We start from the raw sequence: 24830 nt of genomic DNA on the forward strand, positions 1-24830 counted from the left end.
TCTGATATAATTTACAGGTAAAAAATACAAAGTTAAAATCTTCAATTTTAATAAGAACTGTTGTAAATCATATGAAATATAGGCAATTTATCCTTACATTTATTTGCTTAAAAAGTTGATGTTTATGGACGATTTCCTTGCAGCCCGTGCCCAAATGGCAATGTCCCTCGGTTTTCATATTATTTTTTCCTGTGTAGGAATGGTTATGCCTTTCCTGATGGCATTTGCCCACTGGAAATATTTAAAAACAAATAACGAAATCTACAAAGGTCTTACCAAAGCATGGAGCAAAGGTGTTGCCATACTTTTTGCGACCGGAGCCGTTTCCGGAACAATGCTTTCTTTTGAGCTTGGTCTTCTCTGGCCACAGTTTATGAAACATGCGGGACCCATATTTGGGATGCCTTTTTCTCTCGAAGGAACAGCATTTTTTATAGAAGCCATTGCCATAGGTTTTTTTCTTTACGGCTGGGACAGGTTTAATAAATGGTTTCACTGGTTCTGTGGCTTTCTGGTAGGGATAAGCGGTTTAGCATCCGGAATTTTGGTCGTTGCAGCCAATGCATGGATGAATTCGCCCGCCGGATTTGATTATGTCAACGGACAGTATCTGAATATAGACCCCATTAAAGCAATGTTTAATGATGCCTGGTTTCCACAGGCACTGCATATGACGGTTGCCGCATTTTGTGCTACAGGATTTGCAGTCGCAGGTCTCCACGCTTACATGATCTTGCGGAAAAAGAATGTTGAATTTCACACCAAAGCCTTTAAAATTGCTGCAGGATTTGCACTGATAGGAGCATTTGGAGCGCCTCTGAGCGGCGATATTGCTGCAAAATCCGTAGCGGAGAGACAGCCTATCAAATTAGCTGCAATGGAAGCGCATTTTGAAACAGAAAAAGGTGCTGCTTTTGTGATTGGCGGAATTCCGGATGAGGAAAAAGCAGAAATAAAATATGCTATAAAAATCCCTAAAGTTTTAAGCTTTCTGGTTAGCAATGACTTTAATACCGAGGTTAAAGGACTGAAAGATTTCCCGAGAGATGAATGGCCGCCTGTAGCTATAGTGCACTTTGCCTTTCAGATCATGATTTTCTTCGGAGTAATAATGATTATTATAGGAATGGTTTATCTGTTTGCAATATTCTTTAAAAAAGAATGGCTGGAGCGGAAATGGCTGCTGAAAACCTTTTTGGTTGCTACGCCCTTCGGATATATCGCTCTGGAAGCGGGATGGACAGTGACAGAAGTGGGCCGACAGCCCTGGATCATCTACGGAATCATGAGAACCGTTGATGCCGTTACGCCGATGCCGGGGATTCAATATTCATTTTATTTCTTTACCGCTGTTTTTGTTTCGCTGTCTTTTGTCATTATTTTTCTGTTGACAAGGCAGATCAAAATGGTCCCAAAACTTTACGACCCTACCGATCCTCAGTTTAACGCTAAACAAAAAAAATTATGATATACGTCGTTATAGGTTTTCTCTGGCTGTCAATCTGTCTTTACGTAATTTTGGGTGGAGCGGATTTCGGAGCAGGAATTGTAGAGCTTTTTACGAGAAAAAAAAACCGTCCGAAAACGGAAGTTATCATGTATGAATCGATCGCTCCGGTATGGGAAGCCAATCACATGTGGCTAATTATTGCAATCGTTATTCTTTTTGTCGGTTTTCCTGAAATTTATACCACCCTGTCAACATACCTCCACATTCCTTTGGTTTTAATGCTTATCGGGATCATTGCGAGGGGAACGGCGTTTACATTCAGGCATTACGATGCTGTAAAAGATGAGTGGCAGGGATTATATACCCAGATTTTTTACTTCTCAAGTTTATTAACACCTTTTTTCCTGGGATTAATTGCTGCTGCAACTATTTCGCATTCTATTAATCCTGACGCCAAAGGTTTTTTAGAACTGTATATCTTCAGTTGGCTGAACTGGTTTGGGGTTGCTGTAGGACTGTTTACGGTTTCCATCTGTGCATATCTGGCTTCTATTTTTGCCTTACGTGAAACTGTTGACCGTCTGGAACTTAATTTAATGATTAAAAAATCAAAGCAAACGATGATTTTTGTTATCATTACAGGAGCACTGGTTTTTCTGACGGCTTACCTCTCCGACATTCCTCTGATCACGTGGGTGTTTTCAAAGCCACTGGGAATCATGGCAACAGCTTTTGCAACGGTTTGTCTATTATTGATTCTGAGAGCGATGAGTACACGCAAACTTCTTCCTGTAAGAGCACTGGCGGGTTTCCAGGTCATTATGATCTTAGTTGCTGCAACGTACCAGCATAATCCCAATATTATTCTTTTCGGAAACGGACAGCATCTGTCATTGCTGGAGCATGTTGCGGCACCGAAAACCATTTCCGCTTTGGGTTGGGCGCTGATTTTAGGGTCTATTTTTATTTTACCGTTTTTATTTTACCTGATGGCTTCGTTCAGCAAATTGAGGAGATAAATCTGCATTCGTAACTTTATGTCAGGCTATACAAATAAAAAAGAACTTACAGATGCAATACGAAAATCGTTTGTTTCGTATGATCAGGAATTTGATGTTATAGATGAATCTGAAAAAGATCTGCTGAAAACCGGCATCGACAAAACTCCTTCACAAAATCTCTCTTATCAGATCGGATGGACAAGTTTGCTTTTAAGCTGGGAATCTGATGAATTGAAAGGACTTGAAGTAAAAACGCCAACCCCTGAATACAAATGGAATAATCTTAAGGAACTTCACAATTCTTTTTATAAATCATATGGTCCATATAGTCTAAAAGAACAGCGCGAAATATTATCTGAAAAGGTAATTGAAATTTTAACGTGGATAGAAAACCTTGATGAAAATACACTATTTCTTCCTGAACAACGAAAATGGGCTACGACACCAGCCAAGTGGCCCTTATATAAATGGATTCATATTAATACCGTAGCGCCTTTTAAAAACTTCAGGACTCAAATCCGAAAATGGAAAAAGATATAGACTACAATATTTAATGGATTTCGGGCGGAAGCTTCGCTTCCGCCCGAAATCTATCATTTTTTACGCACTACAATTTCAACCCGCCTGTTTTTGATCATATCCTCTTCGGTTCGTTCGGGATAAGCAACGGGATTAAGGTGTCCCATTCCGGTAACCTTTATCCTCTCTGGCTGTACTCCCTGCTTCTCCAGAAACTGCCTGATGGCATCCGCTCTTGTAAAGGACAGGTTGAAAGTTTTCAGATCGAGATCTTCGCCGTCAAAATTGTCATAATCGCAGCATATATGTCCCTGAAGCTCCACTTCAAGAGAAGCGTTATTTTTCAGCACATCAGCCAGCTGAATCAGAACTTTATTTCCTTTTGGAAACCAAACATGGCGCCCTCCGATAAAATTGACATTCGGTAAAGAATAAGTCTCTCCAACTTTCATATCAGCAACCTTCCTGCTGAAAAAGCTTTCAAATGTTCTGCCTGATTTTATTTCGCCCGCCCTCAGCACCTGATCAATAAAAATATCGACTCTCCTGTTTTTACGGCGCAATTCTTCGGTACTGTTGTCATTGATCTGCTTTTCTTTTCCCAACCCAACAACGCTTTCCAGAGCAATCGTATTTCCGATTCTTGCCTGAAGATATTTATTCACTGCATTAGCTCTACTTTCAGATAGCTTTTTATTGTACTCCGAACTTCCGGAAATATCACAGTTTCCAAAAATCCTGAATTTCAGATTGCTTTTCAGGTTTACCAGACTATCTAATTTTCTTCGGGATTCTTTCGTGAGTGTATAACTGTCATAATCGAAATAGACAGAAGTGAGCATCTGTGAATGGATGCTTATACAACAGAAAACCAGCAATACGAGAGTTTTCATCTGATAGTTTTTAATGGAAACGGAGAATTAATAAAAATAGTCTGTCTATTCTTTTAAAAAATTATGGGGAAGCGCGAACTACCCCATAAATTAAATTATAAACTTTTTATATTATTAAGATCCTTCAAATTCTTTTAATATTTCTATCATTGCGTCTTCCCCACCTTTCAATTCTTTAATTTTATTTATTAGTTCAGGTTTAGATTCTGTAATTCTTAATAAAATTTTCTCATTATTTTCAAATAAGCCGACTTTAATAGGTTCCCTTTTAGAATCTAAAAACAAATAATAAATTGCAGTATAATGCATTTGAGGGATAAATTGCTTATACAATTTAATATTTCCATCATATAAAAGCTGCATTAAACGATTTCTGGAAATTTCTTTATGATAAATCTTTTTTTTACCATCTAAGTCTGAAAAAGATAGTTCTTTAATATCTTGGGGCTGAACTGTATATAATTTTTTACCATTATCATCAACAACTTTTACTTTACGAAAAAAGCTGTCTTCGTCGATATTTACTCGTGATGATTCTTTAATCATTGGTATATCAACTTTTACTCTTAAAGAGTCATTATTTTCTTTGACAATTAAAACATCTGTTAAATGTCTTTGGCTAAAAGTAAAAATGTAAAAAAAACAAAAAAAGAATGCCGTACTAGTTTTCATAAATGAGTTTTATGCTAACTTTATCAACAAAACCTCATCAATCTTTTCAACTTTCACCAGATTATTCTTTGTCAGAGTTTTTGAAGCTTTATCCCATTTTTTACCGGAAAGCTGGCTTCTTTCTTTCACTTCTGCCAAAGTAAACGGTTCTTCCTGGGAATTTAAAATTTCAAGAATCACTTTTTCGTCTTCACCTAATTCTATTTGCGGAACTGCTTTTTCAGGTCTCATCTGCGGGAAGAACAATACTTCCTGAATGGATGCATTATTCGTTAAGAACATGATCAGACGGTCCATTCCGATTCCTAAACCTGATGTTGGCGGCATTCCGTATTCCAGGGCTCTTAAGAAATCTTCGTCGATAAACTGACCTGCTTCATCATCCCCTTTTTCAGACAATTTTAACTGATCCTCAAAACGTTCTCTCTGATCGATCGGGTCATTCAGCTCCGAGTAAGCATTCGCTATTTCTTTTCCGCAAACCATCAGCTCAAAACGTTCCGTAAGACCTTCTTTGCTTCTGTGTTTCTTCGTCAAAGGAGACATTTCGATAGGATAATCGGTAATGAAAGTTGGCTGAATGAAGTTTCCTTCGCATTTCTCCCCGAAAATTTCATCAATAATTTTTCCTTTACCCATTGTTTCGTTCACCTCAATTCCGATAGACTTTGCGAAATCAAACAATTCCTGCTCTGTTTTCCCTGTAATATCAAAACCTGTGAATTTCAGGATTGCATCCGTCATTGAAATTCTTTGGTAAGGCGCTTTAAAATCTACTTCATATTCACCAAATGTAGCCTTTGTCGTACCATTTACCTGAATAGCACAGAATTCCAGTAATTTTTCCGTGAAATCCATCATCCAGTTGTAATCTTTATAAGCTACATAGATTTCCATGGCTGTAAACTCAGGATTGTGAGTTCTGTCCATTCCTTCGTTTCTGAAGTTTTTGGAGAATTCGTATACCCCGTCGAAACCGCCCACGATCAATCTTTTCAGGTATAATTCGTTGGCAATTCTTAAATATAATGGAATGTCTAAAGCATTATGATGTGTAATGAAAGGTCTTGCAGCTGCTCCTCCCGGAATAGACTGTAAGATCGGAGTTTCCACCTCAAAATATCCGGCATCATTAAAGAATGTCCTCATCGCATTAAACAATTTGGTTCTTTTCACGAAAACTTCCTTTATCTGAGGATTTACCGTTAAATCTACATAACGCTGTCTGTATCTTAGTTCCGGATCATTGAATGCATCATGCACCACTCCGTTTTCATCAGTTTTTGCCTGAGGGAGCGGTCTAAGTGATTTTGTAAGAAGGGTAAAGTTTTTTACCAAAACCGTTTTTTCGCCAACCTGCGTTGTGAAAAGTTCTCCTTCAACCCCGATAATATCTCCAATATCTAAAAGATGTTTGTACACCTCATTGTATAAAGTTTTGTCTTCACCGGTACAGATTTCATCCCTGTTGAAATAAACCTGGATTCTGCCCGTAGAATCCTGCAATTCAGCGAAAGATGCCTTTCCCTGAATTCTTCTTGACATTAATCTTCCTGCAATCTTAACCTGTTTATTATCAGCGAAATCCTGTTTTATAGATTCTGTTGTATCTGTAATTACATATTCATCTGCCGGGAATGCGTTGATCCCCATTTCAACAAGCTTGTTCAGCTTTTCTCTTCTGATAATTTCCTGTTCTGATAATTGCATTATTTCTATATTTCAATAACGCGCAAAGATAAGGGTTTTTGTCCTTAAAATTCAAAATTTTGTCTCATTTCGGAGTAAATTGGGTAAGATTATTGCTAAATAAGGATAAAAAAAAGCTGTCTCCCGTAATGAGAAACAGCTTTATTATTTTTCAGGATGAAATTATTTTTTCTTTAATGTTAAAATATATTCCACCATTTTTTTTGCCTCTTCTTTTGATACCTGAGGATGAGGTGACATCGGCACACTGCCCCAGACTCCACTGCCGCCTTCTATAATTTTGGAAGCAAGCAGTTCAATATCTTTTTCAGAATATTTACCTGCAATTTCCTGGTAAGAAGGTCCTATCATTCTTTCATTAACCGCATGACATCCGGAACAGTCCAGACTTTCGATCATCTGTTCTCCGGAAAGACTGCTTTTTGCAGATCCCGCATCAACCCTTTTTTCCGGAGATGCTGTATCAACCGGTACATTTTCTTTTTTGGAACAGGAAATCAGGCATAAGCCAATGATCCCCGTAAGAAAAAGTTTTTTCATTATTTCGTAAGCGTATCAGCTTTTGCGTCTTTGGCAGGAACTGACATCGCAGCATTCACATCAGCTTCCGGTGTATCTCTTGTGGTTGCGCTGGAATCCTGCTGTACTGCAGTTGGGGCGTCCGGCTCAGGCAACATTGTGTTGCTGTCTTGTAAGTCATGATTTGGCTTTTTAGAACAGTTAGCCACTAATAAACCTCCGATAAATGCGATTGCTAATACTTTTTTCATTTTCTATAAAATTATTAAGCAAAAATATAAAAAATAAAGTTTTAAACTCATGATAATTATCCGATTTAAAAATATTTCTGAGAAATAAATTACTTCTTTAAGACTTTATGCAGCAGGTTTGTCATCATTAGAATGATAATGGATGGGAATTAATTTTTCCGGATTTTATTTTTTGTATTGAAAAAAATATTTACATTTGTGGCATGTTTAATATCAACAACAATAAAAATTGGTGGTGGCTTTCAAACTCTTCGTCGGGTCTGAAGTTATTGTCGTGTTGGTGATTCTTGTACAGCGATTATAATTTAAAATTATATAATAAAGACTTTGACGTATTCCGTTGAAGTCTTTTTTTTGTTTAAATCATTTAAAGAAACTGCAATGTTCAGTAAAAAAATAAAAATAAAAACCGTTTCCAGAAAAAGTCTCGGAGATCTTCAGACTCCGATGAATATTTACCTGCAAGTGCGTGACAAATTCAGGGATACCATTCTGCTGGAAAGTTCGGACTCTAAAAATATCGAAAATAATTTTTCGTTTATTGCCATTAATGCCATCGCCGGTATTGAAGTTAAAAACATCCATGAATATGAGGTTAAACTTCCAGGACGACAGCCCATAAAATGTGATTTAGATAAAGATATTGCCGGTATTTTTAACGAATTTTCAAATGTGTTTGAATGTGAAAAAACACATGATCCAATTGCAGAAACCGCTCAAAGTCTTTTCGGATATACCAGTTTTGAAGCCGTACAGTTCTTTGAAAAACTTGAATTTAAGCCACAGAGTCCGGAAGTAGAAATTCCTCTTATGCGCTACCGGCTCTACCAATATGTGATTGCCATTAACCATTATAATGATGAAATGCACCTTATTGAAAATCAAATTGAAGGAATAAGATCTGACATATACACACTGGAAAGCTTTATTAAAAACAAAAACCCCGCAATTTATCCTTTTGAAAAAAACGGAGAAGAAACCTCTAATATTACGGATGAAGAATATATTGACCTGGTAAAAAAGGCACAGAAACATTGTATGAGAGGCGATGTATTCCAGCTGGTTCTGAGCAGAAGATTTGAGCAGAAATTCAAAGGTGACGAGTTCAATGTGTATCGCGCTTTGAGAAATATCAATCCTTCACCCTATTTATTTTTCTTTGATTACGGAAACTATAAATTATTCGGTTCCAGTCCTGAAAGCCAATTGATTATTAAAGATAACAAAGCGATTATCCATCCTATTGCGGGAACTTTCAAAAGAACCGGCGACTTTGAAACCGATTTGCAATCGGCTGAATCTTTAAAAAAAGATCCTAAGGAAAATGCAGAACATACCATGCTCGTTGACCTGGCGAGAAATGATCTCGGAAAGCTGGGAAAAAATGTGACCGTAACAAAGCTCAAGGAAATACAGTTATTTTCACATGTTATTCATATGGTAAGTGAAGTTACAGCAGATTTACCCCAAGATACAAAGCCTTTTGAAATGATGGCGGCAACCTTTCCACAGGGAACTTTAAGCGGAGCCCCAAAACATAAAGCTTTGCAGCTTATCAATACCTACGAAAAAAATTCCCGTGGCTATTACGGCGGGTGCATCGGTTTTTTTGGCTTAAACGGAAGCTGCAACCAGGCCATCATGATCCGTACCTTTTTAAGTAAAAACAATACGTTGTATTATCAGGCAGGCGCAGGACTGGTCGCGAAATCAAGTCCTGAAAGTGAACTGCAGGAAGTGAATAACAAGCTTAACGCATTGAAAAAAGCGGTGGAAAAAGCAGAGAAGCTATTTAATGGTTGATCGTTGTTGGTTATCAGTTGATGCTAATGACTTACTTCATGATAGTGATAAAAATAAATAAATAAATAAATAAATAAATAAATACAAATTATGGAATACACAAATCTTGATGTTTGGATTGAATCAAGAAAACTTACTAATCTTGTTTATAATGCAACAAAAAAATACCCAAAAGAAGAAATTTTCGGACTTCAAAATCAAATCAGAAGATCTGCAATTTCTGTTCCCTCAAATATCGCAGAAGGTTGCGGAAGAAATACAAACAAAGAAACAATACATTTTCTATTTATCGCAAGAGGTTCATTATATGAATTGGAGACACAGCTGTATTTATCTTCCGACCAAAATTATATAAATGCCAAAGAGTTTACTGAAATTTTAAATCAAATAATTATCTGTAAAGAGTTATTAAATGGGTTTATTGCCTATTACAAAAAAAAATAAAATGAAACAAAATATTCCAACAACCAACAACCAACAACCAACAACTAAAGTTCTTGTCTTCGATAACTACGATAGCTTCACCTACAATCTTGTCCAGATGATCGAGAGAATACTGCATACAAAAGTGGATGTTGTAAAAAATGATGAAATTTCATTGGCTGAAATCAATAAATATAGTAAAATAGTTCTTTCACCCGGACCCGGAATTCCTGAAGAAGCCGGAATTTTACTGGAATTAATTAAAGAATATGCTCCCACAAAAAGTATTCTTGGAGTTTGTCTCGGTCAGCAGGCTATTGCAGAAGCGTTTGGAGGAAGCCTTATTAACCTTTCGGAAATTTTCCACGGCGTTGCAACATCCGCAGAAATTATAAAACAGGAGACGAAAATTTTCAAAGATCTCAACAGCGGAATGGAAGTGGGAAGATACCACAGCTGGGTGGTAAACCCTGAAGGATTTCCGGAAGAGCTTGAAATAACAGCAGTAGACAAAGACGGGATGATCATGGCGCTGCAGCACAAAGCCTATGACGTTCATGGCGTACAGTTTCATCCTGAAAGCATTCTCACACCGGAAGGAGAAGCTATTATCAGAAACTTTCTTCTGAATTAATCATGTATAAATTAAAAATCAATGAAAGAGATCCTCGAATACCTTTTCAATCATCATACTTTGTCAAAATCACAGGCGAAGGCGATGATGATTGAAATTGCACAGAATAAATTTAATTCCCAGGAAGTGACTGCATTTATTACTGTTTTCCTGATGCGCAATATCACGTTGAATGAACTGGAGGGCTTCCGTGAAGCTCTTCTGCAAATGGCTGTTCCGGTAGAAATTAATGCAGATGATGCGATTGACATTGTGGGAACAGGTGGTGACGGGAAAAACACCATAAACATTTCTACATTAGCGAGCTTTGTTGTCGCTGGTGCCGGACAAAAAGTAATAAAACACGGAAATTACGGTGCCTCCACACTTACAGGTTCTTCAAATGTTCTGGAAGAAGCAGGATATGTTTTTAAAAAAACTTCAGAAGAATTACAGGAAGACCTGGATAAAGCCAATATTTGTTTTCTTCACGCACCTTACTTTCACCCTGCCCTTCAGTCTGTCGGAGCCTTGAGAAAAGCTCTCGGACTGAGAACATTTTTTAATCTTCTGGGTCCGTTGGTGAATCCTGCCAAGCCTCAATTCTCCGTAATCGGCGTTTACAATCTTGAAATTGCAAGAATTTATCAGTATCTGCTGCAAAAAGACAACCGTGAATTTATTCTCGTTCACGGAATGGACGGTTACGATGAAATCAGCCTTACCCACGATAGTAAAATCATTACCAAAGAAGGTGAGAAAATATTTTCAACTCTTGATCTTGGTTTTGAACCTGTACCCTCCGAAAGCATTCAGGCAGGAGCAACCATACAGGAAACAGCGGAAATATTTAAAAACATTTTACAAGGAAAAGGAACATCAAAGCAAAATGCAGTGGTTTTGGCTAACGCGGCTGTCGCGCTTTTTCATACAAAGAAATTCGGAAATTATGAGGAATGTCTCGTTCTTGCCAAAGAAAGTCTTTACAGTAAGAAAGCTCTGAACAGCTTCGAAATGTTATTAAAATAATTTTTTATGAATATACTTGATCAAATCGTTCAGAGAAAAAAGGAGGAAATTGAGTTTGCAAAGTCGAAAATTTCTGTTCAGCAGCTTAAAGATTCAGCATTCTTTAAGAGAAAAACCTATTCTTTAAAGAAAACTATCAAAACCAAAAGCGGAATTATCGCTGAATTCAAAAGGCAGTCGCCGTCAAAAGGTATTATAAATAATAGTGTTTCTCCACTGGAGGTCACTTCAGCATATGAAAAATCCGGAGCCAGCGCAATTTCGGTATTAACAGATCAGGATTTTTTCGGAGGAAGTTTTGATGATATCATTCAAATACGGCAACAGATCAGCATTCCTATTTTAAGAAAAGATTTTATGGTGGATGAATATCAGTTTTATGAAGCTAAAAATATGGGAGCTGATGTCATTTTGCTGATTGCTGCCTGCCTTTCGGTTTCTCAGGTTGAAGAATTCACAGATCTCGCTCATCAGCTCGGCTTGGAGGTACTGCTTGAAATTCATACCGAAGAAGAATTAAAACATTACAACAAAAATATTGACCTGGTTGGAATCAACAACCGGAATTTAAAAGATTTCCGTGTTGATTTGGAACATTCTGTCCGCTTGAAAAACCTGCTTCCAAAAGAGACCCTTTCCGTTGCCGAAAGCGGAATTTACAGCATTGAAGATTTCATGTATTTGAAAGAAAAAGGGTTTGACGGTTTTCTCATGGGAGAATACTTTATGAAAGATGAAAATCCGGGAAATAAGTTCAGAGAATTTGTTTTGAATGTAACAGTTTAAAAATTTAACAATGATGCAGCGGCAAAAACTACTACCCGGAAATGATCTGTTGAAACTGAAAGTCTGCGGTTTAACACAACTGGAACAAATTGATGAGTTGACTGCAATGAAAACGGATTTTCTTGGTTTTATTTTTTATGAAAAATCACCGAGATATATTTTAAATCATTTGAATCTAGAACAAATTGGAGAAATCAAACACCGGGGAAAAGTCGGGGTTTTTGTCAATGAAAGTTTAGAAAGAATAGCGGAAACCGCAGAAAAAGCAAAATTAAATTTCATACAGCTCCACGGCGATGAAAGCAAAGATTTCATGATCGAATTAAGAAAAAAAATACATCCGGAAACCGGAATTATTAAAGTCATAAGAATGGGAAATCAGAACTCAGATGCGTTACAGCAAATTATCCATGAAAACCAATCAGCAGATTATCTTCTTTTTGATACCGACTCTACTGCATTTGGCGGAACCGGAACAACTTTCGACTGGAACATTTTGAATTCCATTGAAATCTCATTTCCCTATTTTCTAAGCGGCGGCATTTCATCAGAGAATATTGAAAAAATAAAGTTCTTAAAACAAAAACCCTTTGCCATCGATATCAATTCACGCTTTGAAACAAAACCCGGTGTCAAAGATTTGGAAAAAATAAGAAAATTAAACAAATATATCCACAAATCCGAGTCCCAAAGGGACGACCTATAACAGAATCGGATGCAAGTCCGATTTAAATTAAATCAATCCAATTAAAACACAAACAGATGTCACAATCATTAGTAAAAAATTATGTTCACATTGTTTTCAGCACAAAACATCGTGAAGATTTCATCGATGAAAAAATAGAAAAAGAATTATTTTCATACATCGCGCTCATTTGTAAAAATTTAGAAAGTACAGCACTGCAAATTGGAGGAACAGATAACCATATTCATATTCTTTGTGTCTTGTCAAAGAAAATTGCATTAATGAAATTAGTACAGGAAATTAAAGCAAATTCATCAAGATGGATAAAAATAAAAGGTAAAAAATATGAGAATTTTTTCTGGCAGGACGGTTATGGAGCGTTTTCGGTAGCAGAAGAAAATGTATTTGTTATAAGAAATTATATCAGAAACCAAAGACAGCATCATCAAAAAATCCATTACAAAGATGAGCTGATAGACATTCTCGAAAAACACAGAATACAACATGATGAAAAATATTTATGGGATTAGAAATTAGATAAAACCATCCCAAAAATTGACTTTAATAAATAAAACCAGAATATGAATTATAAAAATCCCGATAAACACGGATACTACGGCGAATTTGGAGGAGCATTTATCCCCGAGATGCTCTATCCCAATGTAGAAGAATTACAAAAAAGCTATCTTGAGATTATAGAATCTGAAGATTTTCAGCAGGAATACCGGAATTTACTGAAAAACTATGTCGGAAGGGCTACCCCGCTCTATCACGCAGAAAATCTAAGCAAAAAGTACCAGACTCAGATCTATTTAAAAAGAGAAGACCTCAACCATACCGGAGCCCACAAAATCAACAATGCGATCGGCCAGGTTTTATTGGCAAAACGACTCGGAAAAAACAGGATTATTGCAGAAACCGGGGCAGGTCAACATGGAGTAGCTACTGCAACAGCATGTGCTTTATTAGGTCTTGAATGTATTGTTTACATGGGGGAAATCGACATTCAACGACAGGCACCGAACGTTGCCAGAATGAAAATGCTTGGCGCAGAAGTCATTCCCGCAACTTCAGGTTCCAAAACATTAAAAGACGCGGTGAATGAAGCACTGCGAGACTGGATCAACAATCCTTCTACCACACATTATGTTATCGGAAGCGTAGTGGGACCGCATCCTTTTCCCGATCTCGTAGCCAGATTTCAGAGCATTATTTCAAAAGAAATCAAAGAGCAGCTTTTCGAACAGTCGGGTTGCGAAAATCCTGATTACGTCATTGCCTGTGTTGGCGGCGGAAGCAATGCTGCAGGAGCTTTTTACCATTTTGTTGATGAAAAAGAGGTAAAATTAATCGCTGCGGAAGCCGGAGGCTTCGGAGTAGATTCGGGAAAATCTGCTGCCACAACTTTTTTGGGAACGTTAGGTATTCTTCATGGAAGCAAAAGTCTGGTGATGCAGACAGTTGACGGACAGGTCATTGAACCCCACTCCATTTCCGCCGGTCTGGATTATCCGGGAATCGGGCCTTTTCACGCCAACCTATTTAAAGAAAACCGGGCAGAATTTTTCAGTATTAATGATGAGGAAGCCTTGCAGTCGGCATTTCAGCTTACCAGGATCGAAGGTATTATTCCGGCTCTGGAAAGTGCTCATGCCTTGGCCGTTTTAGATAAAAGAAGGTTCAAAAAGGATGATCTTGTCGTGATCTGCCTCAGCGGCCGCGGAGATAAAGATATGGAAACCTATCTGAAACTTGTATAAAAATAAATCGTATTACGTTTTTATCAACCCGTAAAAGAAGCAAATGATTAAAGAAAACATAATCAAAGATTTTACACTTTTGAAAGCTGTTGGTTTTGATTAATATTTACAAATATCTTTTGTGTCTTTTGCGGTTAAAACAACAACATTAAAAAAGGTTTAAAATGAAAAAACTAAACATATACTTCACCGCAGGAATTCCTCACCTGGAAGACACTGCAGATATCATAAAGCTTATCCAGGATTCCGGTGCCGATATGATCGAAATCGGAATGCCTTATTCTGATCCCGTTGCTGATGGACCTGTTATTCAGAAAGCACACGAGTTGGCACTGAAAAACGGAATGACCATCGACAAGCTTTTCTCACAATTAAAATCCATTAAAAATGAAATAAAAATTCCTTTGATTTTAATGGGTTATATCAATCCCGTTCTTAGTTTCGGATTTGAAAAATTCTGTAAAGAATGTTCCGAAAGCGGTGTTTCAGGGCTCATTATTCCGGACCTGCCTCCCATTGAATTTGAAAAAAATTATCAGCACATTATTAAAAAATATAACCTGAACTTTACTTTTCTCATCACTCCGGAAACATCAAATGAAAGAATTCTGTATCTGGATTCTTTAAGTTCGGGGTTTCTGTACGCCGTAAGCTCATCATCTACCACAGGAAATCAAAATGCAGATTTAAAAAATGAAGGCTATTTTTCAAGAATTTCCTCTTTACAGCTGAAAAACCCGGTGATGATCGGCTTCGGAATTAAAACGAAAGAAGATTTTGAAAATGTGACCCAAAAAGCCGACGGCGGAATCATAGGAACTGCCTTTGTCGATATTCTACTCAATAATAGAGACTGGAAGAATAAGGCCATAGATTTCATCCATTCTGTGAAAGCGTAAAAATCACTAAATTTGTGTCATCAAAAAATAAAATGAATACACATCAGAATAAAGTTGTAGAATTCGAAGACCTGGGAACCAGAGATTACCAGTCAGCGTGGGATTATCAGGAGTCTCTGATGAAAAACATCATTGATCTTAAAATCAAAAACCGAGATCTGCCTGCAGAAAAGCACATAACAACACCCAACCACTTCCTTCTAGTAGAACATCCGCATGTTTATACCTTAGGAAAAAGCGGACATGAAGAAAATATGCTCGCCGGAATCGATAAATTAAAGGAAATCGATGCGACTTTTGTAAAAGTAAACCGCGGCGGTGACATTACCTACCACGGATACGGACAGATTGTGGGCTATCCAATTTTAGATCTTGAGAACTTTTTCACCGATATTCATAAATATATGCGAAATCTGGAGGAAGTGATCATCAGAACCATTGCAGAATACGGACTGAAAGGCGAACGCTCCGAAGGAGAAACCGGAGTCTGGCTGGATGTAGGAAAACCTTACGCCAGGAAAATCTGCGCGATGGGCGTGAAAGCTTCAAGATGGGTTACACTACACGGTTTTGCACTAAATGTAAACACCGATATGCGCTATTTCGAATACATCATCCCGTGCGGCATTAAAGACAAGCAGGTAACTTCCTTAAAAAGAGAATTGGAAAGAGAACTGACATCCGAAGAAATAGAAGATCTCAAAGAAAAAATCAGAAAGTATTTTACGGAGGTTTTTGAAGCGGAATTAGTATATGCATGATGAAGCCATACGGCGAAAGTAAAACCAATTGGTGTTTAACAGTGATTTTGGAATTTCTTCCGATTATGATCATAAGAACATCAACTGGCAATTTTCAAAAAAGTCAGAAGAAATACTTAAATAATACAATAATTGTCATTCCGGAAACTTAATGAAATTCTCCGGAATGACAGTCTTAAACTGATATTAAATTATCTGATTACCGAAACTCCCGCATCAATTCTTAATTCAGTACCGTGAATATAAGAAGCATCCTCTGAAGCCAGAAACAGTACTGCATTCGCAATTTCGTCCGGCTCTCCTTGTCTTTTAAACGGTATAGAAGAAATAATATGCGTCACAGCTTCCTTAATTTGCTCCGGATTTAAACCCGTATTATCAAAAATATTTGTCCTGATATGCCCCGGACTGATTCCGTTTACACGGATTCCTTTTTCTGAAAGTTCCGCGGCGAAAGTTTTAATGAATGACTGAACCGCAGATTTTGCAGCAGAATACACCGAAAAGTCAGGCATCCCGACTTCCGTCACAAAAGAAGTATTGAAAATAACTGAGCTTCCTTTTCTCATCAGCGGCAATATCTGCTGGACCGTAAAAAAATTTCCTTTCACCAACATATTAAATAATTCGTCAAAATGGCTTTCATCAACATTTTCGATCGATGCGAATTTCCCGTAGCCTGCATTGGCAAACACCAAATGGATGTTGTCTGTCATTTTTTCCACCTGATTTCTGAGATTCATGACATCTTCCATATTTGCAGCATCCGAAACGATTCCCGAAGCATTACTTCCTAATTGCTCCAGTGCAGTATTCACTCCCTCCTCACTTCTGCCGGTAATAATTACTTTTCCGCCATAATGAATAAACTTTTGGGCTGTCGCAAATCCCATCCCTTTTGTACCTCCTGTGATCAGGGCAAATTTGTCATTAAATTTTTTCATGATATTTATATTAAATCTTTGCAAAGATTAAAATACCGTGACACCAAAAAAATCCGATTCATGCGGAGTTTACAAGATATTTCAAATGACTTTTTGCATACTTTTTAAATAAACCATGAAATTAAATTGTACACAATTTAATTTGGCAACATTTTTGCATAGAATAGTTTTAAATAAAAATAATTAGCAAAATGTCATTAATAGAAGATTTAAACTGGAGACATGCTGTAAAGGCATACGATCCTTCAAAAAAAGTTTCAGAGGAAGATTTAAATAAAATCTTAGAAGCGGCAAGGCTTGCTCCCACTTCATCGGGTTTACAGCCATTCCGTGTTATTGTTGTTGAAAATCAGGAATTAAAAGAGAAAATGGTTCAGGGAGCCTTAAATCCAGAAGTGATGAGAGATTCTTCCCACGTACTTGTTTTCGCTGCCTGGGACAGCTACTCTGATGAGAAAATCGATAAAGTATATGATTATCATACTGATGTGAGAGATCTGCCTAAAGGCCGTTTTTCAAGCTACACTGATAAACTTAAAGAAATATACGGGGCGCAAACTCCTGAACAGCATTTCGCTCATACGGCAAGACAAACTTATATTGCTCTTGGACTTGCCATGGCTCAGGCTGCAGAACTGAAAATCGACAGCACCCCGGCAGAAGGTTTCAGCAATGAAGTGGTGGATGAAATTTTAGGCCTGAAAGAGTTGGGATTAAAAAGCGTAAGTTTGTTGTATCTGGGATACAGGGACGAAAAAAACGACTGGCTTTCCCACATGAAAAAAGTGAGAATTCCGATGGAGGAATTTATCATTAAAAAATAATCAACATCTTAATTTTCAAGTCATGGAACAACAGGAATCTTTAAAACTGCAAAACCAACTTTGCTTTCCGCTGTATGTAATCGCAAAAGAGATCACCGGCCTTTACCGTCCGTTTCTTGATGAGCTGGATATTACCTACCCTCAGTATCTTGTAATGATGGTATTATGGGAAAATGACGGTCTTTCTGTAAACCACATCGGCGAAAAGCTGTATCTCGACAGCGGGACACTGACGCCCTTACTGAAAAGGCTGGAAACGAAAGATTTCATCCAGAGGAAAAGAAAAAAAGAAGATGAAAGGGTGGTCGAAGTATTCATTACGGAAACGGGGAAAGCTTTAAAAGCAAAAGCCTGTGAAATTCCGGAAAAAATATATAAAAAAATAGATGTATCCGAGCAGGACTGGATTGATCTTAAAACAAGCGTATTAAAAATATTAAATAAAATAGAAAAATAAATGAAAACCTTATATACAACAAAAGTAACAGCAACAGGAGGAAGAAACGGGCATGTAAAAAGCGACAACGCAGTCCTTGACCTTGACGTTAAAATGCCGAAAGCTCTCGGAGGAGCCAATGATGATTTTGCCAATCCGGAAATGCTTTTCGCAGCAGGATATTCAGCGTGTTTTGACAGTGCCCTGAATAGAGTGATCTCTCTATCGAAAACCCAGACAGGAGAAACAACCGTAACAGCGGAAGTAAGCATCGGACAGATTGAAAACGGAGGCTTTGGACTGGCTGTACAACTCGATGTCAATATTCCAGGTGTTTCCCTGGAAGAAGCACAGTCTTTAACAGAAAAAGCGCATCAGATCTGTCCTTACTCCAACGCAACAAGAAATAATATAGAAGTAAAACTTTCGGTAACGAATAATTAAAGTGTAAATCTAATACCTTGTGTTTTTGATATCGTAATGTTGCCAATCAAAAATACACTACAAAAGCAGATATAATAATTATAGAGCATCACCGCTAAGATATAATTGTTTTATCTGCTTTTTGTTTTTTAAAGCTAATATTACTATTTCACTAATCTCCTCCTCCAGTATTTCTTATTCAGCTTTTAAATTCCAAAAAATAAAACAAATTCCTTATTTTGGAATTCCTCTCAGCAGCAACATAACTTAACTGTTTAATTAACAACACTTTACACAAAAAGCATATTTATTGATTATTGATGGATACCTAAAATAATTAACAAGTATGAAAAATTTATTCTTTTTATTTATTCTTTTTTTAGGGATAAATAACCTCTACGCAACGGGAGAACCCTCAACCTACTTTCAGATTTATGTTCCTCCGAATAATGATGCAGTACAGAGAAATGTCTGCCTGATAGTGACCGCCATCTATGATGATACCGAGTTTAATATTATTGATGACGGCGCAGACGGAGATACGGACGACTCTAAGTCCGGTATCCTAAAAGCAGGACAAAGCTATGTTCTGTATATTAAGGATAACGGAATTAATGACGATGCCAGATATGCTTCCGGCGGCGTTTTAAAATGGGACGGCGATTATTTTATTGTAAAATCAAACAAACTGGTGTATGCTTCACAAAGCACGAACAGCGATTGGCAGCACGACTGGGTTCCAAGTGTTGATAAAAGCTCTATCGGACAAAAATTTATTGTGTATGCTCCCATGATAACCTCTTCCAACAGAGATATTAATGTATTTGCCTATCAGAATAACACGGTAATTGATTTTTATAAAATTTCAACCCAGCCCAAGACCAATACCGGATTTACCGATGTTAATGCAGAGAATGCAGTAAAAGTCTTTTCCAAAACAATCAATGTAGGCCAGGATCTGATTTATAGCTCTACAGAAGGAAGAGATGTGATGATTTCCGGAGAAACCTATATGCTTATTGCCAACAAACCCGTAACCATGCAGTATGGAGCATTATTCGGGAATGAGCGGGACGGAGGAGGATATGTGCCCACATCTAATGGGAGTTCTTCCGGTGAGCTGATGTATTTCGCGGTTCCTTATCAGGCAGCTGGCGAGCAGGAAATCAGGATTGTAAGCTGGGACAATGCCAATGCAGTGAAACTGGACCGTTTTGTGAACGGAAATTGGGTAACTGTAAAGAATTTCACGCTTGACCGGTTAACTGCGGGAGACTGGGTAGGAAAAACCAATGGCAATGTCTCTTATCCTACCGTTTTCAGAATTACTTGCTCGGCAGGAAAGAGAGTGTCTGTTTTTGAAGGAAACTGGTTTGAAACTGGCTCTCCGGGAACCTCCGATATGGCAACAATGGTTTCCTCCGAAAGCGGAACAACGGCAGGAAAAAGCTTCTTAACATATATTGCTCCCCCCGGAAATGAAACCAATGTAACCAATCCTTTAACGGGCATAAAGTACGGTGATTCTTTCTCACATCTGTATTTGTTTTCAAAAACAGGAGCTACCGTTACGGTAAAAGATGCATTGACTAACGGAACAAAGTTTAGTAAAACATTTACCATTGCTCCTGAAAAGTATGCCGACTGCACCATCAGCCTAAATGAATGGAAAGCATTTTATAATGGAACAGGAACGGCTTCCGGACCAGAAAGACCATATCTGGTAGTAACCAGTAATAATGACATTGCAGTTATGAATAGTAATTTTAATGATAACTGGATGTGTTATACGGGAAGCTCTTTAGGACATTCTTTTACCCAGACAAGCAGCGTAAGCGATGACACGCTTATTCCTACCGAGCAGGCAACGGTAATTTCTCAGGTTAAAACAGGCGGAGAAGTAACCTCGCCTTCTGTTGAAGTTATCGTACAGGAAGGGCTGAAGGTCGTGGAATCTAAAATAGTGAACCCCAACCAATCTCAAACACCGGGTGTCATTACAGAACTTAATGATAAAACAAAGGTGGAATACAACAACTTACCGACCTTACAGCCTAATTCTACCTATCAGATTGAAACTAAAGTTGTAGCAACTGTAGGAGCCAACAACGGGGAATTGGTAGGATCGACTTTAAACTCCACCGTTGAAACAGTTATAACAGGAAAAGTTAACGGAGAAACACAGCAATCTACGATCGCTAATTCTGTATCCGTACAGACAACCAATACTTCCAAACTCATATTTTCCCGCCTGGAAAGCCCGCTTTTTGATTCTTTTACAACCAACTCCTGGACCATAAGCTGGGTGGATATAAATAATGACGGGTACGATGACCTGTATGTTACGGATATGGGACTTACCGCTCCTAATTTGATATTTATGAATAATAAAACCGGAGGCTTTACTGCAGGACAGATTTTACCTGAAGACGGTGTTTCCATGAGCAGTACATGGGCAGATGTAGATAATGACGGAGATGAAGACTTGTTGGTTCTTAATAATACAAGAAATCCCAATCGTTTTTACAGAAATGACAACGGTACATTAGTGGCAGACAATACCAAATCTTTTACGCAGGATGTTTCTTATTATCACGGCGGCGCCTTTGCAGATTATGACAATGATAACAAAGCAGATGTTTTTATGTGTAACTATTTTCCTACAAAATACAACGAACTGCACAGAAACACCAATACCGGAAATTTTGTAAAAGAGCTTACAGATGCTATTCCGCTGGAAGCAAACTCGTCTCTCGGACCAACATGGGCAGATTACGACCAGGATGGATTGATGGATTTATTTGTACCGAATGGTATTGGCAACAAAAATTCTTTGTTTCATAACGACGGAAACGGTACCTTCTCTAAGAAAAATAATATCGTTAATCAGGAAGGCGGAAAATCCGTTGGAAGCTGCTGGGGAGATATTGATAATGATGGAGATCTGGATTTATTTGTGACCAACTCCAACAGCACGACCAATTTCTTATATAAAAATTTAGGAAACGGAAATTTCCAAAAAATAACCAATTCTATTGTCAACCAGGGAGGAAGTTCTCATGGATGCAGTTTTGCGGATATTGATAACGACGGAGATTTAGACCTGTTTGTTACCAATGACAGAATAAGAAAATTCCTCTATTTTAATGATGGAAACGGAAATTTTACGGAAAACAGAGATGAGGCGATTACGTATAATTTCGGACTTTCTTTTGGACATTCCTGGAGCGATTACGATCATGACGGAGATCTGGATCTTGCAGTTGCGACACATTCTAACCAGAAAAACCATATTTTCATCAATAATGGAAACACCAATAAGTGGATAGAAATTAACCTGAAAGCTACAGAAAGTAACGGGTCTGCAATCGGAACAAAAATATTTGTAGAAACAGGCAGCAGAACGCAGATGAGAGAAGTAAACAGCCAAAGCGGTTTTGGAGGACAAAGCAGCTATACACAGCACTTTGGATTGGGCAACGCAGCAACCATCAGCACCATTACCATTAAATGGGCGAGTGGAATTATTCAGAAACTGACTAATATTTCTGCTAACCAGATACTGGAAATCGTAGAGCCTCAACAGACAAAAGTAACCGGAATCGTTTACTTTGACAGCAATAACGATGGGGTGAAGCAGGACAACGAGCCTACCGTTTCAAGAGCTGCTATTAAGGTTCTGCCTACCAATGCCAAAGTATATTCCAGTGATACCGGAACATTCAGTTTTTATACTACACAGAATGATGTAGAGCTGAAAATTTTAGAAGAGAACGGATTAAGTGCAGGCTCAAAATTATTTGATCTGACGAATTATCAGCCTTCCCAAAAAATATACATTGCAGCCAACTCAACATGCGCCACAACAGATTTAAAAATAAATATGGGAGGAACTGCTATCCGTAAAGGATATACCAATAATCAGTTCAGAATTGTGGTGAGTAATCAATCCCGAAATATATCCAGTTCAAGCGTTTTAAACTTTACCATACCTTCTTCTGTAAGTATTATCAGTCCGTCTTTACCTATAGCACAGCAGGAAAGTTTTGTTGCAAATTCAAAAAACTATACACGATATTCCTGGAGCGTGGGATCGTTAAATCCTTTCAATAATAAAACAATAAGTTTTATGACCGGTACGGACGCATCGGTATTAATTGGTGACGAATTAGATTTTAAAGGAGAAGTCGTAAACTCATCTACAGACTGTAACATAGATGATAACGTTTTGACGCAAAAGTACAGCGTATACGGAGCTATAGATCCTAATGATATCCTGGTTTCTCCGAAGGGCTATGGAAAAGAAGGCTATATACTTCCCGATCAGCTGCTTACTTATACCGTCAGATTTGAAAACGTAGGAAATTTTGCCACTCAAAATGTATCAATTATCGATACAATTCCTCAGGAATTAGATATCAATACCTTTAAACTGGTATCTTCAAGTCACGATAACGTTTCTACGGAAATTGTAGATAACAAGATTACCTTTACTCTCGAAAATGTATTTTTACCACCTACTTCAGTAGATTCAGACAGGTCTCAGGGCTATGTAACTTTCTCAATTCTTCCTAAAAAAGGGTTAAAAGAAGACACGAAAATCAAAAACAGCGCATTCATTGCATTTGATGATGAGAATCTTTTGAAAACCAATACGGTAGTGAATACCATTCAGTCTAAAGAACAGGAACAGGAAATGACAGTGGTTTATCTTTACCCAAATCCTGTGAATGATGTAGCATCCATAAGACTTGAACACAGAAAAGGCATGGAATATACAAGAAAGAAAATCATAAAAGCTGAGGTTATCGATGTTAATGGCGTGCTCATTTTAGAAAAGAATTTCAGTCCTTCAGAAGAAGTGAAAATTGATCTGCCATTAGAAATTAAAGGATATTATCTTCTGAAAGTTACAGACTCAGACAATAAAGCATACACAAAAAAAATGATCGTTAAATTCAAAGAATAATTTTGTCCGTGATTAATATTGTTGGAGGCCGCCATTTGGGCGGCCTTCTTTTCGTAAAACTGTGCTTCGAACTAAAATAATTCATACTTTTGGGGTTTATAAAACTTAATTTCATGAAACTACTTTTCAGCCTTGTTTTCATTTTTACTGCAGTATTCTCTTACGGACAAGATTACAATTTTGCAACACAATTTGCCGACGGAAAAGTTATTCTTAAAGATTCGTCAGAAATGAGCGGACAGATCAAATGGTATCCCAGCCAGAATGATAAGCTGAGATTCAGAAAAGATGAAAATGAAAATCCGGTAAAATATACTCCCGATGATCTTATAAGTTTTTCTTCAGGAAATATGAAATTTGTGCCTCTGCACAATTTTCAGGGATATGCGGATAATTATGCACTTATCGGTACTCCCACGAAAATCGAAAATACATTCGGAGAGGTCATTTCAGAAGGAAAATTTAATATTTATCTCACCTCAATCAGGGGATATAATGCGATAACAAGAACACCACAGGACTACATGAATTTTGTGTTTCAGGACTCTTCAGATCCAGAAAAAAAACTATATGCCTATCCGTATGTCATCAGGATGAAAGATAAAAAATATGAAAAGGCAAAAGAAAATCTTTACCTGCTTTTCAAAGATTATCCTGAAATTATTGAAAAGATAAGAGCTTTTAAAAAAGAAAATAATTTTCTGGAAATTATTGATATGATTGGTAATATCAATACACAGAAGAATTAATCCAAAGATTATCTTGTCATAGAGTCTGCCCTTTTGAAAGCCTCCACTTTCTGGTACGAATTATTCTTTTCTTTCTCCTTTTTATCAGAAATTAAAATTCCGAAAAGATGGTCGATCTCATGCTGGAAAATAACGGCGGTAAATCCTTCCACCATCTCAGAATATTTTTGCCCTTGTAAGTCAACATATTCCAGCTGGATCACCTTGCTTCTGTAAAACTGGTCCCTGAAATCAGGAATCGAGAGATCACCTTCCGGACCGAGATTCTGCAGCTCAGATTTCCAGACAATGACCGGATTGATGAAGTACTCCAACGGTTCACCGGGTTTATCAAAACGCTGTACCCAGATCACTTTTCGGTTGATTCCCACTTGCGGTGCCGCGATTCCTACTCCATCGTCCGTTGACAGCAGGGATTCTTTCATTCTTTTAACTAAAACTGCGGTATTTCTATCCAATGGATCAATTTCCGTAGAGAGACTTAATAAAGTTTTATGCTGATGTTCATCGGTAGTCTGGTAAATCGGCAATGCAGTATTGGTATCTCCCTGATTAATTATAAAAATCTCATCAGAAGTAAGTTTCTGTGCGTTCAAAAGACTCATTAAAAGGACGAAAAGAAATGATATTTTTTTCATATTAACGGAATATCAGACAAAAATAAAAGATGTTTTAAATTTTTCAAAACCGATTCGTATTATTTAAGGTCTT

General features: G+C 37.6%; 25 protein-coding genes. 18 read left to right on the forward strand and 7 right to left on the reverse strand.

All coding sequences use genetic code 11. The features are described 5' to 3' along the window. Positions 1-124 precede the first annotated feature (124 nt). From ACYT6F_RS18485 to ACYT6F_RS18495, 3 genes are read left to right on the forward strand one after another with little or no spacing between them, the layout of a single operon-like run. On the forward strand, positions 125-1468 hold the full coding sequence (locus ACYT6F_RS18485) for a cytochrome ubiquinol oxidase subunit I (protein WP_472599078.1): 1344 nt from the start codon (positions 125-127) through the stop codon (positions 1466-1468). Next, positions 1465-2469, forward strand: coding sequence for a cytochrome d ubiquinol oxidase subunit II (locus tag ACYT6F_RS18490; protein WP_472599079.1), 1005 nt, complete (start codon positions 1465-1467; stop codon positions 2467-2469). Before ACYT6F_RS18485 ends, ACYT6F_RS18490 begins: the two co-directional genes overlap by 4 nt. Positions 2470-2487: 18 nt before the next feature. Beyond that, entirely contained in the window at positions 2488-2991 is a 504-nt protein-coding gene (locus ACYT6F_RS18495) for a ClbS/DfsB family four-helix bundle protein (protein ID WP_472599080.1), read from the forward strand. A 53-nt stretch (positions 2992-3044) separates the two neighbouring features. On the opposite strand, the gene ACYT6F_RS18500 is transcribed toward ACYT6F_RS18495, so the two are convergent. From ACYT6F_RS18500 to ACYT6F_RS18520, 5 genes are all read right to left on the reverse strand, one after another. Next, on the reverse strand, positions 3045-3863 hold the full coding sequence (locus tag ACYT6F_RS18500) for an OmpA family protein (protein WP_472599081.1): 819 nt from the start codon (positions 3861-3863) through the stop codon (positions 3045-3047). A gap of 114 nt (positions 3864-3977) precedes the next feature. Continuing rightward, positions 3978-4535 carry a hypothetical protein gene (locus ACYT6F_RS18505; RefSeq protein ID WP_472599082.1) on the reverse strand — a complete coding sequence of 186 codons (558 nt, stop codon included), beginning with the start codon at positions 4533-4535 and terminating at the stop codon, positions 3978-3980. A 9-nt stretch (positions 4536-4544) separates the two neighbouring features. Continuing rightward, positions 4545-6245, reverse strand: a complete 1701-nt coding sequence (gene lysS, locus ACYT6F_RS18510; protein ID WP_263603628.1) for a lysine--tRNA ligase — start codon at positions 6243-6245, stop codon at positions 4545-4547. 162 nt (positions 6246-6407) lie between these two features. After that, positions 6408-6785, reverse strand: a complete 378-nt coding sequence (locus ACYT6F_RS18515) for a c-type cytochrome (RefSeq protein ID WP_472599083.1) — start codon at positions 6783-6785, stop codon at positions 6408-6410. After that, positions 6785-7015, reverse strand: coding sequence for a hypothetical protein (locus ACYT6F_RS18520; protein WP_169229170.1), 231 nt, complete (start codon positions 7013-7015; stop codon positions 6785-6787). Before ACYT6F_RS18520 ends, ACYT6F_RS18515 begins: the two co-directional genes overlap by 1 nt. Before the next feature lie 381 nt (positions 7016-7396). Between ACYT6F_RS18520 and ACYT6F_RS18525 the strand changes: the two genes are divergently transcribed. The 10 genes from ACYT6F_RS18525 (at position 7397) to lipB (ending at position 15774) form a co-directional block, all read left to right on the forward strand. Then, positions 7397-8818, forward strand: coding sequence for an anthranilate synthase component I family protein (locus ACYT6F_RS18525; RefSeq protein WP_472599084.1), 1422 nt, complete (start codon positions 7397-7399; stop codon positions 8816-8818). Between the two features lie 90 nt (positions 8819-8908). Continuing rightward, positions 8909-9262, forward strand: coding sequence for a four helix bundle protein (locus tag ACYT6F_RS18530; protein WP_472599085.1), 354 nt, complete (start codon positions 8909-8911; stop codon positions 9260-9262). Between the two features lies 1 nt (position 9263). Further along, complete coding sequence (locus ACYT6F_RS18535; protein WP_472599086.1) at positions 9264-9875, forward strand: anthranilate synthase component II; 612 nt, start codon at positions 9264-9266, stop codon at positions 9873-9875. A 21-nt stretch (positions 9876-9896) separates the two neighbouring features. After that, the gene (trpD, locus tag ACYT6F_RS18540; RefSeq protein ID WP_472599087.1) at positions 9897-10883 is read left to right on the forward strand and encodes an anthranilate phosphoribosyltransferase; all 987 of its coding nucleotides are present in this window, start codon (positions 9897-9899) and stop codon (positions 10881-10883) included. 6 nt (positions 10884-10889) lie between these two features. Beyond that, entirely contained in the window at positions 10890-11669 is a 780-nt protein-coding gene (gene trpC, locus ACYT6F_RS18545; protein ID WP_472599088.1) for an indole-3-glycerol phosphate synthase TrpC, read from the forward strand. A 10-nt stretch (positions 11670-11679) separates the two neighbouring features. Next, a complete protein-coding gene (locus tag ACYT6F_RS18550; RefSeq protein ID WP_472599089.1) occupies positions 11680-12375 on the forward strand; it encodes a phosphoribosylanthranilate isomerase in 696 nt (231 codons plus the stop codon). Positions 12376-12431: 56 nt separating this feature from the next. Then, positions 12432-12884 (forward strand): IS200/IS605 family transposase, encoded by a 453-nt coding sequence (gene tnpA, locus ACYT6F_RS18555; protein WP_472599090.1) that lies wholly within the window; start codon positions 12432-12434, stop codon positions 12882-12884. 51 nt (positions 12885-12935) lie between these two features. Further along, positions 12936-14114 carry a tryptophan synthase subunit beta gene (gene trpB / locus ACYT6F_RS18560; protein ID WP_472599091.1) on the forward strand — a complete coding sequence of 393 codons (1179 nt, stop codon included), beginning with the start codon at positions 12936-12938 and terminating at the stop codon, positions 14112-14114. Positions 14115-14278: 164 nt separating this feature from the next. Next, on the forward strand, positions 14279-15013 hold the full coding sequence (gene trpA, locus ACYT6F_RS18565; RefSeq protein WP_472599092.1) for a tryptophan synthase subunit alpha: 735 nt from the start codon (positions 14279-14281) through the stop codon (positions 15011-15013). Positions 15014-15045: 32 nt separating this feature from the next. Continuing rightward, on the forward strand, positions 15046-15774 hold the full coding sequence (lipB, locus tag ACYT6F_RS18570; protein WP_472599093.1) for a lipoyl(octanoyl) transferase LipB: 729 nt from the start codon (positions 15046-15048) through the stop codon (positions 15772-15774). Between the two features lie 191 nt (positions 15775-15965). Here lipB and ACYT6F_RS18575 read toward each other — a convergent pair whose 3' ends face one another. Next, on the reverse strand, positions 15966-16718 hold the full coding sequence (locus ACYT6F_RS18575; RefSeq protein WP_472599094.1) for an SDR family oxidoreductase: 753 nt from the start codon (positions 16716-16718) through the stop codon (positions 15966-15968). Between the two features lie 191 nt (positions 16719-16909). Here ACYT6F_RS18575 and ACYT6F_RS18580 point away from each other — a divergent pair, with 191 nt between their 5' ends. The 5 genes from ACYT6F_RS18580 to ACYT6F_RS18600 all read left to right on the forward strand — a co-directional run bounded on the left by ACYT6F_RS18580 (position 16910) and on the right by ACYT6F_RS18600 (position 24119). After that, positions 16910-17542, forward strand: coding sequence for an NAD(P)H-dependent oxidoreductase (locus ACYT6F_RS18580; RefSeq protein ID WP_472599095.1), 633 nt, complete (start codon positions 16910-16912; stop codon positions 17540-17542). A 22-nt stretch (positions 17543-17564) separates the two neighbouring features. Beyond that, positions 17565-17999 carry a MarR family winged helix-turn-helix transcriptional regulator gene (locus ACYT6F_RS18585; protein WP_472599096.1) on the forward strand — a complete coding sequence of 145 codons (435 nt, stop codon included), beginning with the start codon at positions 17565-17567 and terminating at the stop codon, positions 17997-17999. Further along, positions 18000-18422: an organic hydroperoxide resistance protein gene (locus ACYT6F_RS18590; protein ID WP_472599097.1), complete on the forward strand. Its 423-nt coding sequence runs from the start codon at positions 18000-18002 to the stop codon at positions 18420-18422. 325 nt (positions 18423-18747) lie between these two features. Beyond that, positions 18748-23370 carry an FG-GAP-like repeat-containing protein gene (locus ACYT6F_RS18595; RefSeq protein ID WP_472599098.1) on the forward strand — a complete coding sequence of 1541 codons (4623 nt, stop codon included), beginning with the start codon at positions 18748-18750 and terminating at the stop codon, positions 23368-23370. 113 nt (positions 23371-23483) lie between these two features. Then, complete coding sequence (locus ACYT6F_RS18600) at positions 23484-24119, forward strand: hypothetical protein (RefSeq protein WP_472599099.1); 636 nt, start codon at positions 23484-23486, stop codon at positions 24117-24119. Between the two features lie 8 nt (positions 24120-24127). Here the strand turns inward: ACYT6F_RS18600 and def are convergent, their stop codons facing one another. Then, positions 24128-24757, reverse strand: a complete 630-nt coding sequence (def, locus tag ACYT6F_RS18605; RefSeq protein ID WP_472599100.1) for a peptide deformylase — start codon at positions 24755-24757, stop codon at positions 24128-24130. Positions 24758-24830 lie beyond the last annotated feature (73 nt).

Source organism: Chryseobacterium sp. NG-CE01 (assembly GCF_055695505.1).

Bases quoted from the DNA above. Each gene is read 5' to 3' on its own strand.
- ACYT6F_RS18495 (WP_472599080.1), top strand. From the start codon at position 2,488: ATGTCAGGCTATACAAATAAAAAAGAACTTACAGATGCAATACGAAAA.
- ACYT6F_RS18595 (WP_472599098.1), top strand. From the start codon at position 18,748: ATGAAAAATTTATTCTTTTTATTTATTCTTTTTTTAGGGATAAATAAC.
- def (WP_472599100.1), bottom strand. From the start codon at position 24,757: ATGAAAAAAATATCATTTCTTTTCGTCCTTTTAATGAGTCTTTTGAAC.
- tnpA (WP_472599090.1), top strand. From the start codon at position 12,432: ATGTCACAATCATTAGTAAAAAATTATGTTCACATTGTTTTCAGCACA.
- lysS (WP_263603628.1), bottom strand. From the start codon at position 6,245: ATGCAATTATCAGAACAGGAAATTATCAGAAGAGAAAAGCTGAACAAG.
- ACYT6F_RS18530 (WP_472599085.1), top strand. From the start codon at position 8,909: ATGGAATACACAAATCTTGATGTTTGGATTGAATCAAGAAAACTTACT.
- ACYT6F_RS18580 (WP_472599095.1), top strand. From the start codon at position 16,910: ATGTCATTAATAGAAGATTTAAACTGGAGACATGCTGTAAAGGCATAC.
- ACYT6F_RS18490 (WP_472599079.1), top strand. From the start codon at position 1,465: ATGATATACGTCGTTATAGGTTTTCTCTGGCTGTCAATCTGTCTTTAC.
- ACYT6F_RS18500 (WP_472599081.1), bottom strand. From the start codon at position 3,863: ATGAAAACTCTCGTATTGCTGGTTTTCTGTTGTATAAGCATCCATTCA.
- trpB (WP_472599091.1), top strand. From the start codon at position 12,936: ATGAATTATAAAAATCCCGATAAACACGGATACTACGGCGAATTTGGA.
- ACYT6F_RS18485 (WP_472599078.1), top strand. From the start codon at position 125: ATGGACGATTTCCTTGCAGCCCGTGCCCAAATGGCAATGTCCCTCGGT.
- trpA (WP_472599092.1), top strand. From the start codon at position 14,279: ATGAAAAAACTAAACATATACTTCACCGCAGGAATTCCTCACCTGGAA.
- ACYT6F_RS18505 (WP_472599082.1), bottom strand. From the start codon at position 4,535: ATGAAAACTAGTACGGCATTCTTTTTTTGTTTTTTTTACATTTTTACT.
- ACYT6F_RS18550 (WP_472599089.1), top strand. From the start codon at position 11,680: ATGATGCAGCGGCAAAAACTACTACCCGGAAATGATCTGTTGAAACTG.
- ACYT6F_RS18585 (WP_472599096.1), top strand. From the start codon at position 17,565: ATGGAACAACAGGAATCTTTAAAACTGCAAAACCAACTTTGCTTTCCG.
- trpD (WP_472599087.1), top strand. From the start codon at position 9,897: ATGAAAGAGATCCTCGAATACCTTTTCAATCATCATACTTTGTCAAAA.
- lipB (WP_472599093.1), top strand. From the start codon at position 15,046: ATGAATACACATCAGAATAAAGTTGTAGAATTCGAAGACCTGGGAACC.
- ACYT6F_RS18600 (WP_472599099.1), top strand. From the start codon at position 23,484: ATGAAACTACTTTTCAGCCTTGTTTTCATTTTTACTGCAGTATTCTCT.
- ACYT6F_RS18515 (WP_472599083.1), bottom strand. From the start codon at position 6,785: ATGAAAAAACTTTTTCTTACGGGGATCATTGGCTTATGCCTGATTTCC.
- ACYT6F_RS18525 (WP_472599084.1), top strand. From the start codon at position 7,397: ATGTTCAGTAAAAAAATAAAAATAAAAACCGTTTCCAGAAAAAGTCTC.
- ACYT6F_RS18575 (WP_472599094.1), bottom strand. From the start codon at position 16,718: ATGAAAAAATTTAATGACAAATTTGCCCTGATCACAGGAGGTACAAAA.
- ACYT6F_RS18590 (WP_472599097.1), top strand. From the start codon at position 18,000: ATGAAAACCTTATATACAACAAAAGTAACAGCAACAGGAGGAAGAAAC.
- ACYT6F_RS18520 (WP_169229170.1), bottom strand. From the start codon at position 7,015: ATGAAAAAAGTATTAGCAATCGCATTTATCGGAGGTTTATTAGTGGCT.
- ACYT6F_RS18535 (WP_472599086.1), top strand. From the start codon at position 9,264: ATGAAACAAAATATTCCAACAACCAACAACCAACAACCAACAACTAAA.
- trpC (WP_472599088.1), top strand. From the start codon at position 10,890: ATGAATATACTTGATCAAATCGTTCAGAGAAAAAAGGAGGAAATTGAG.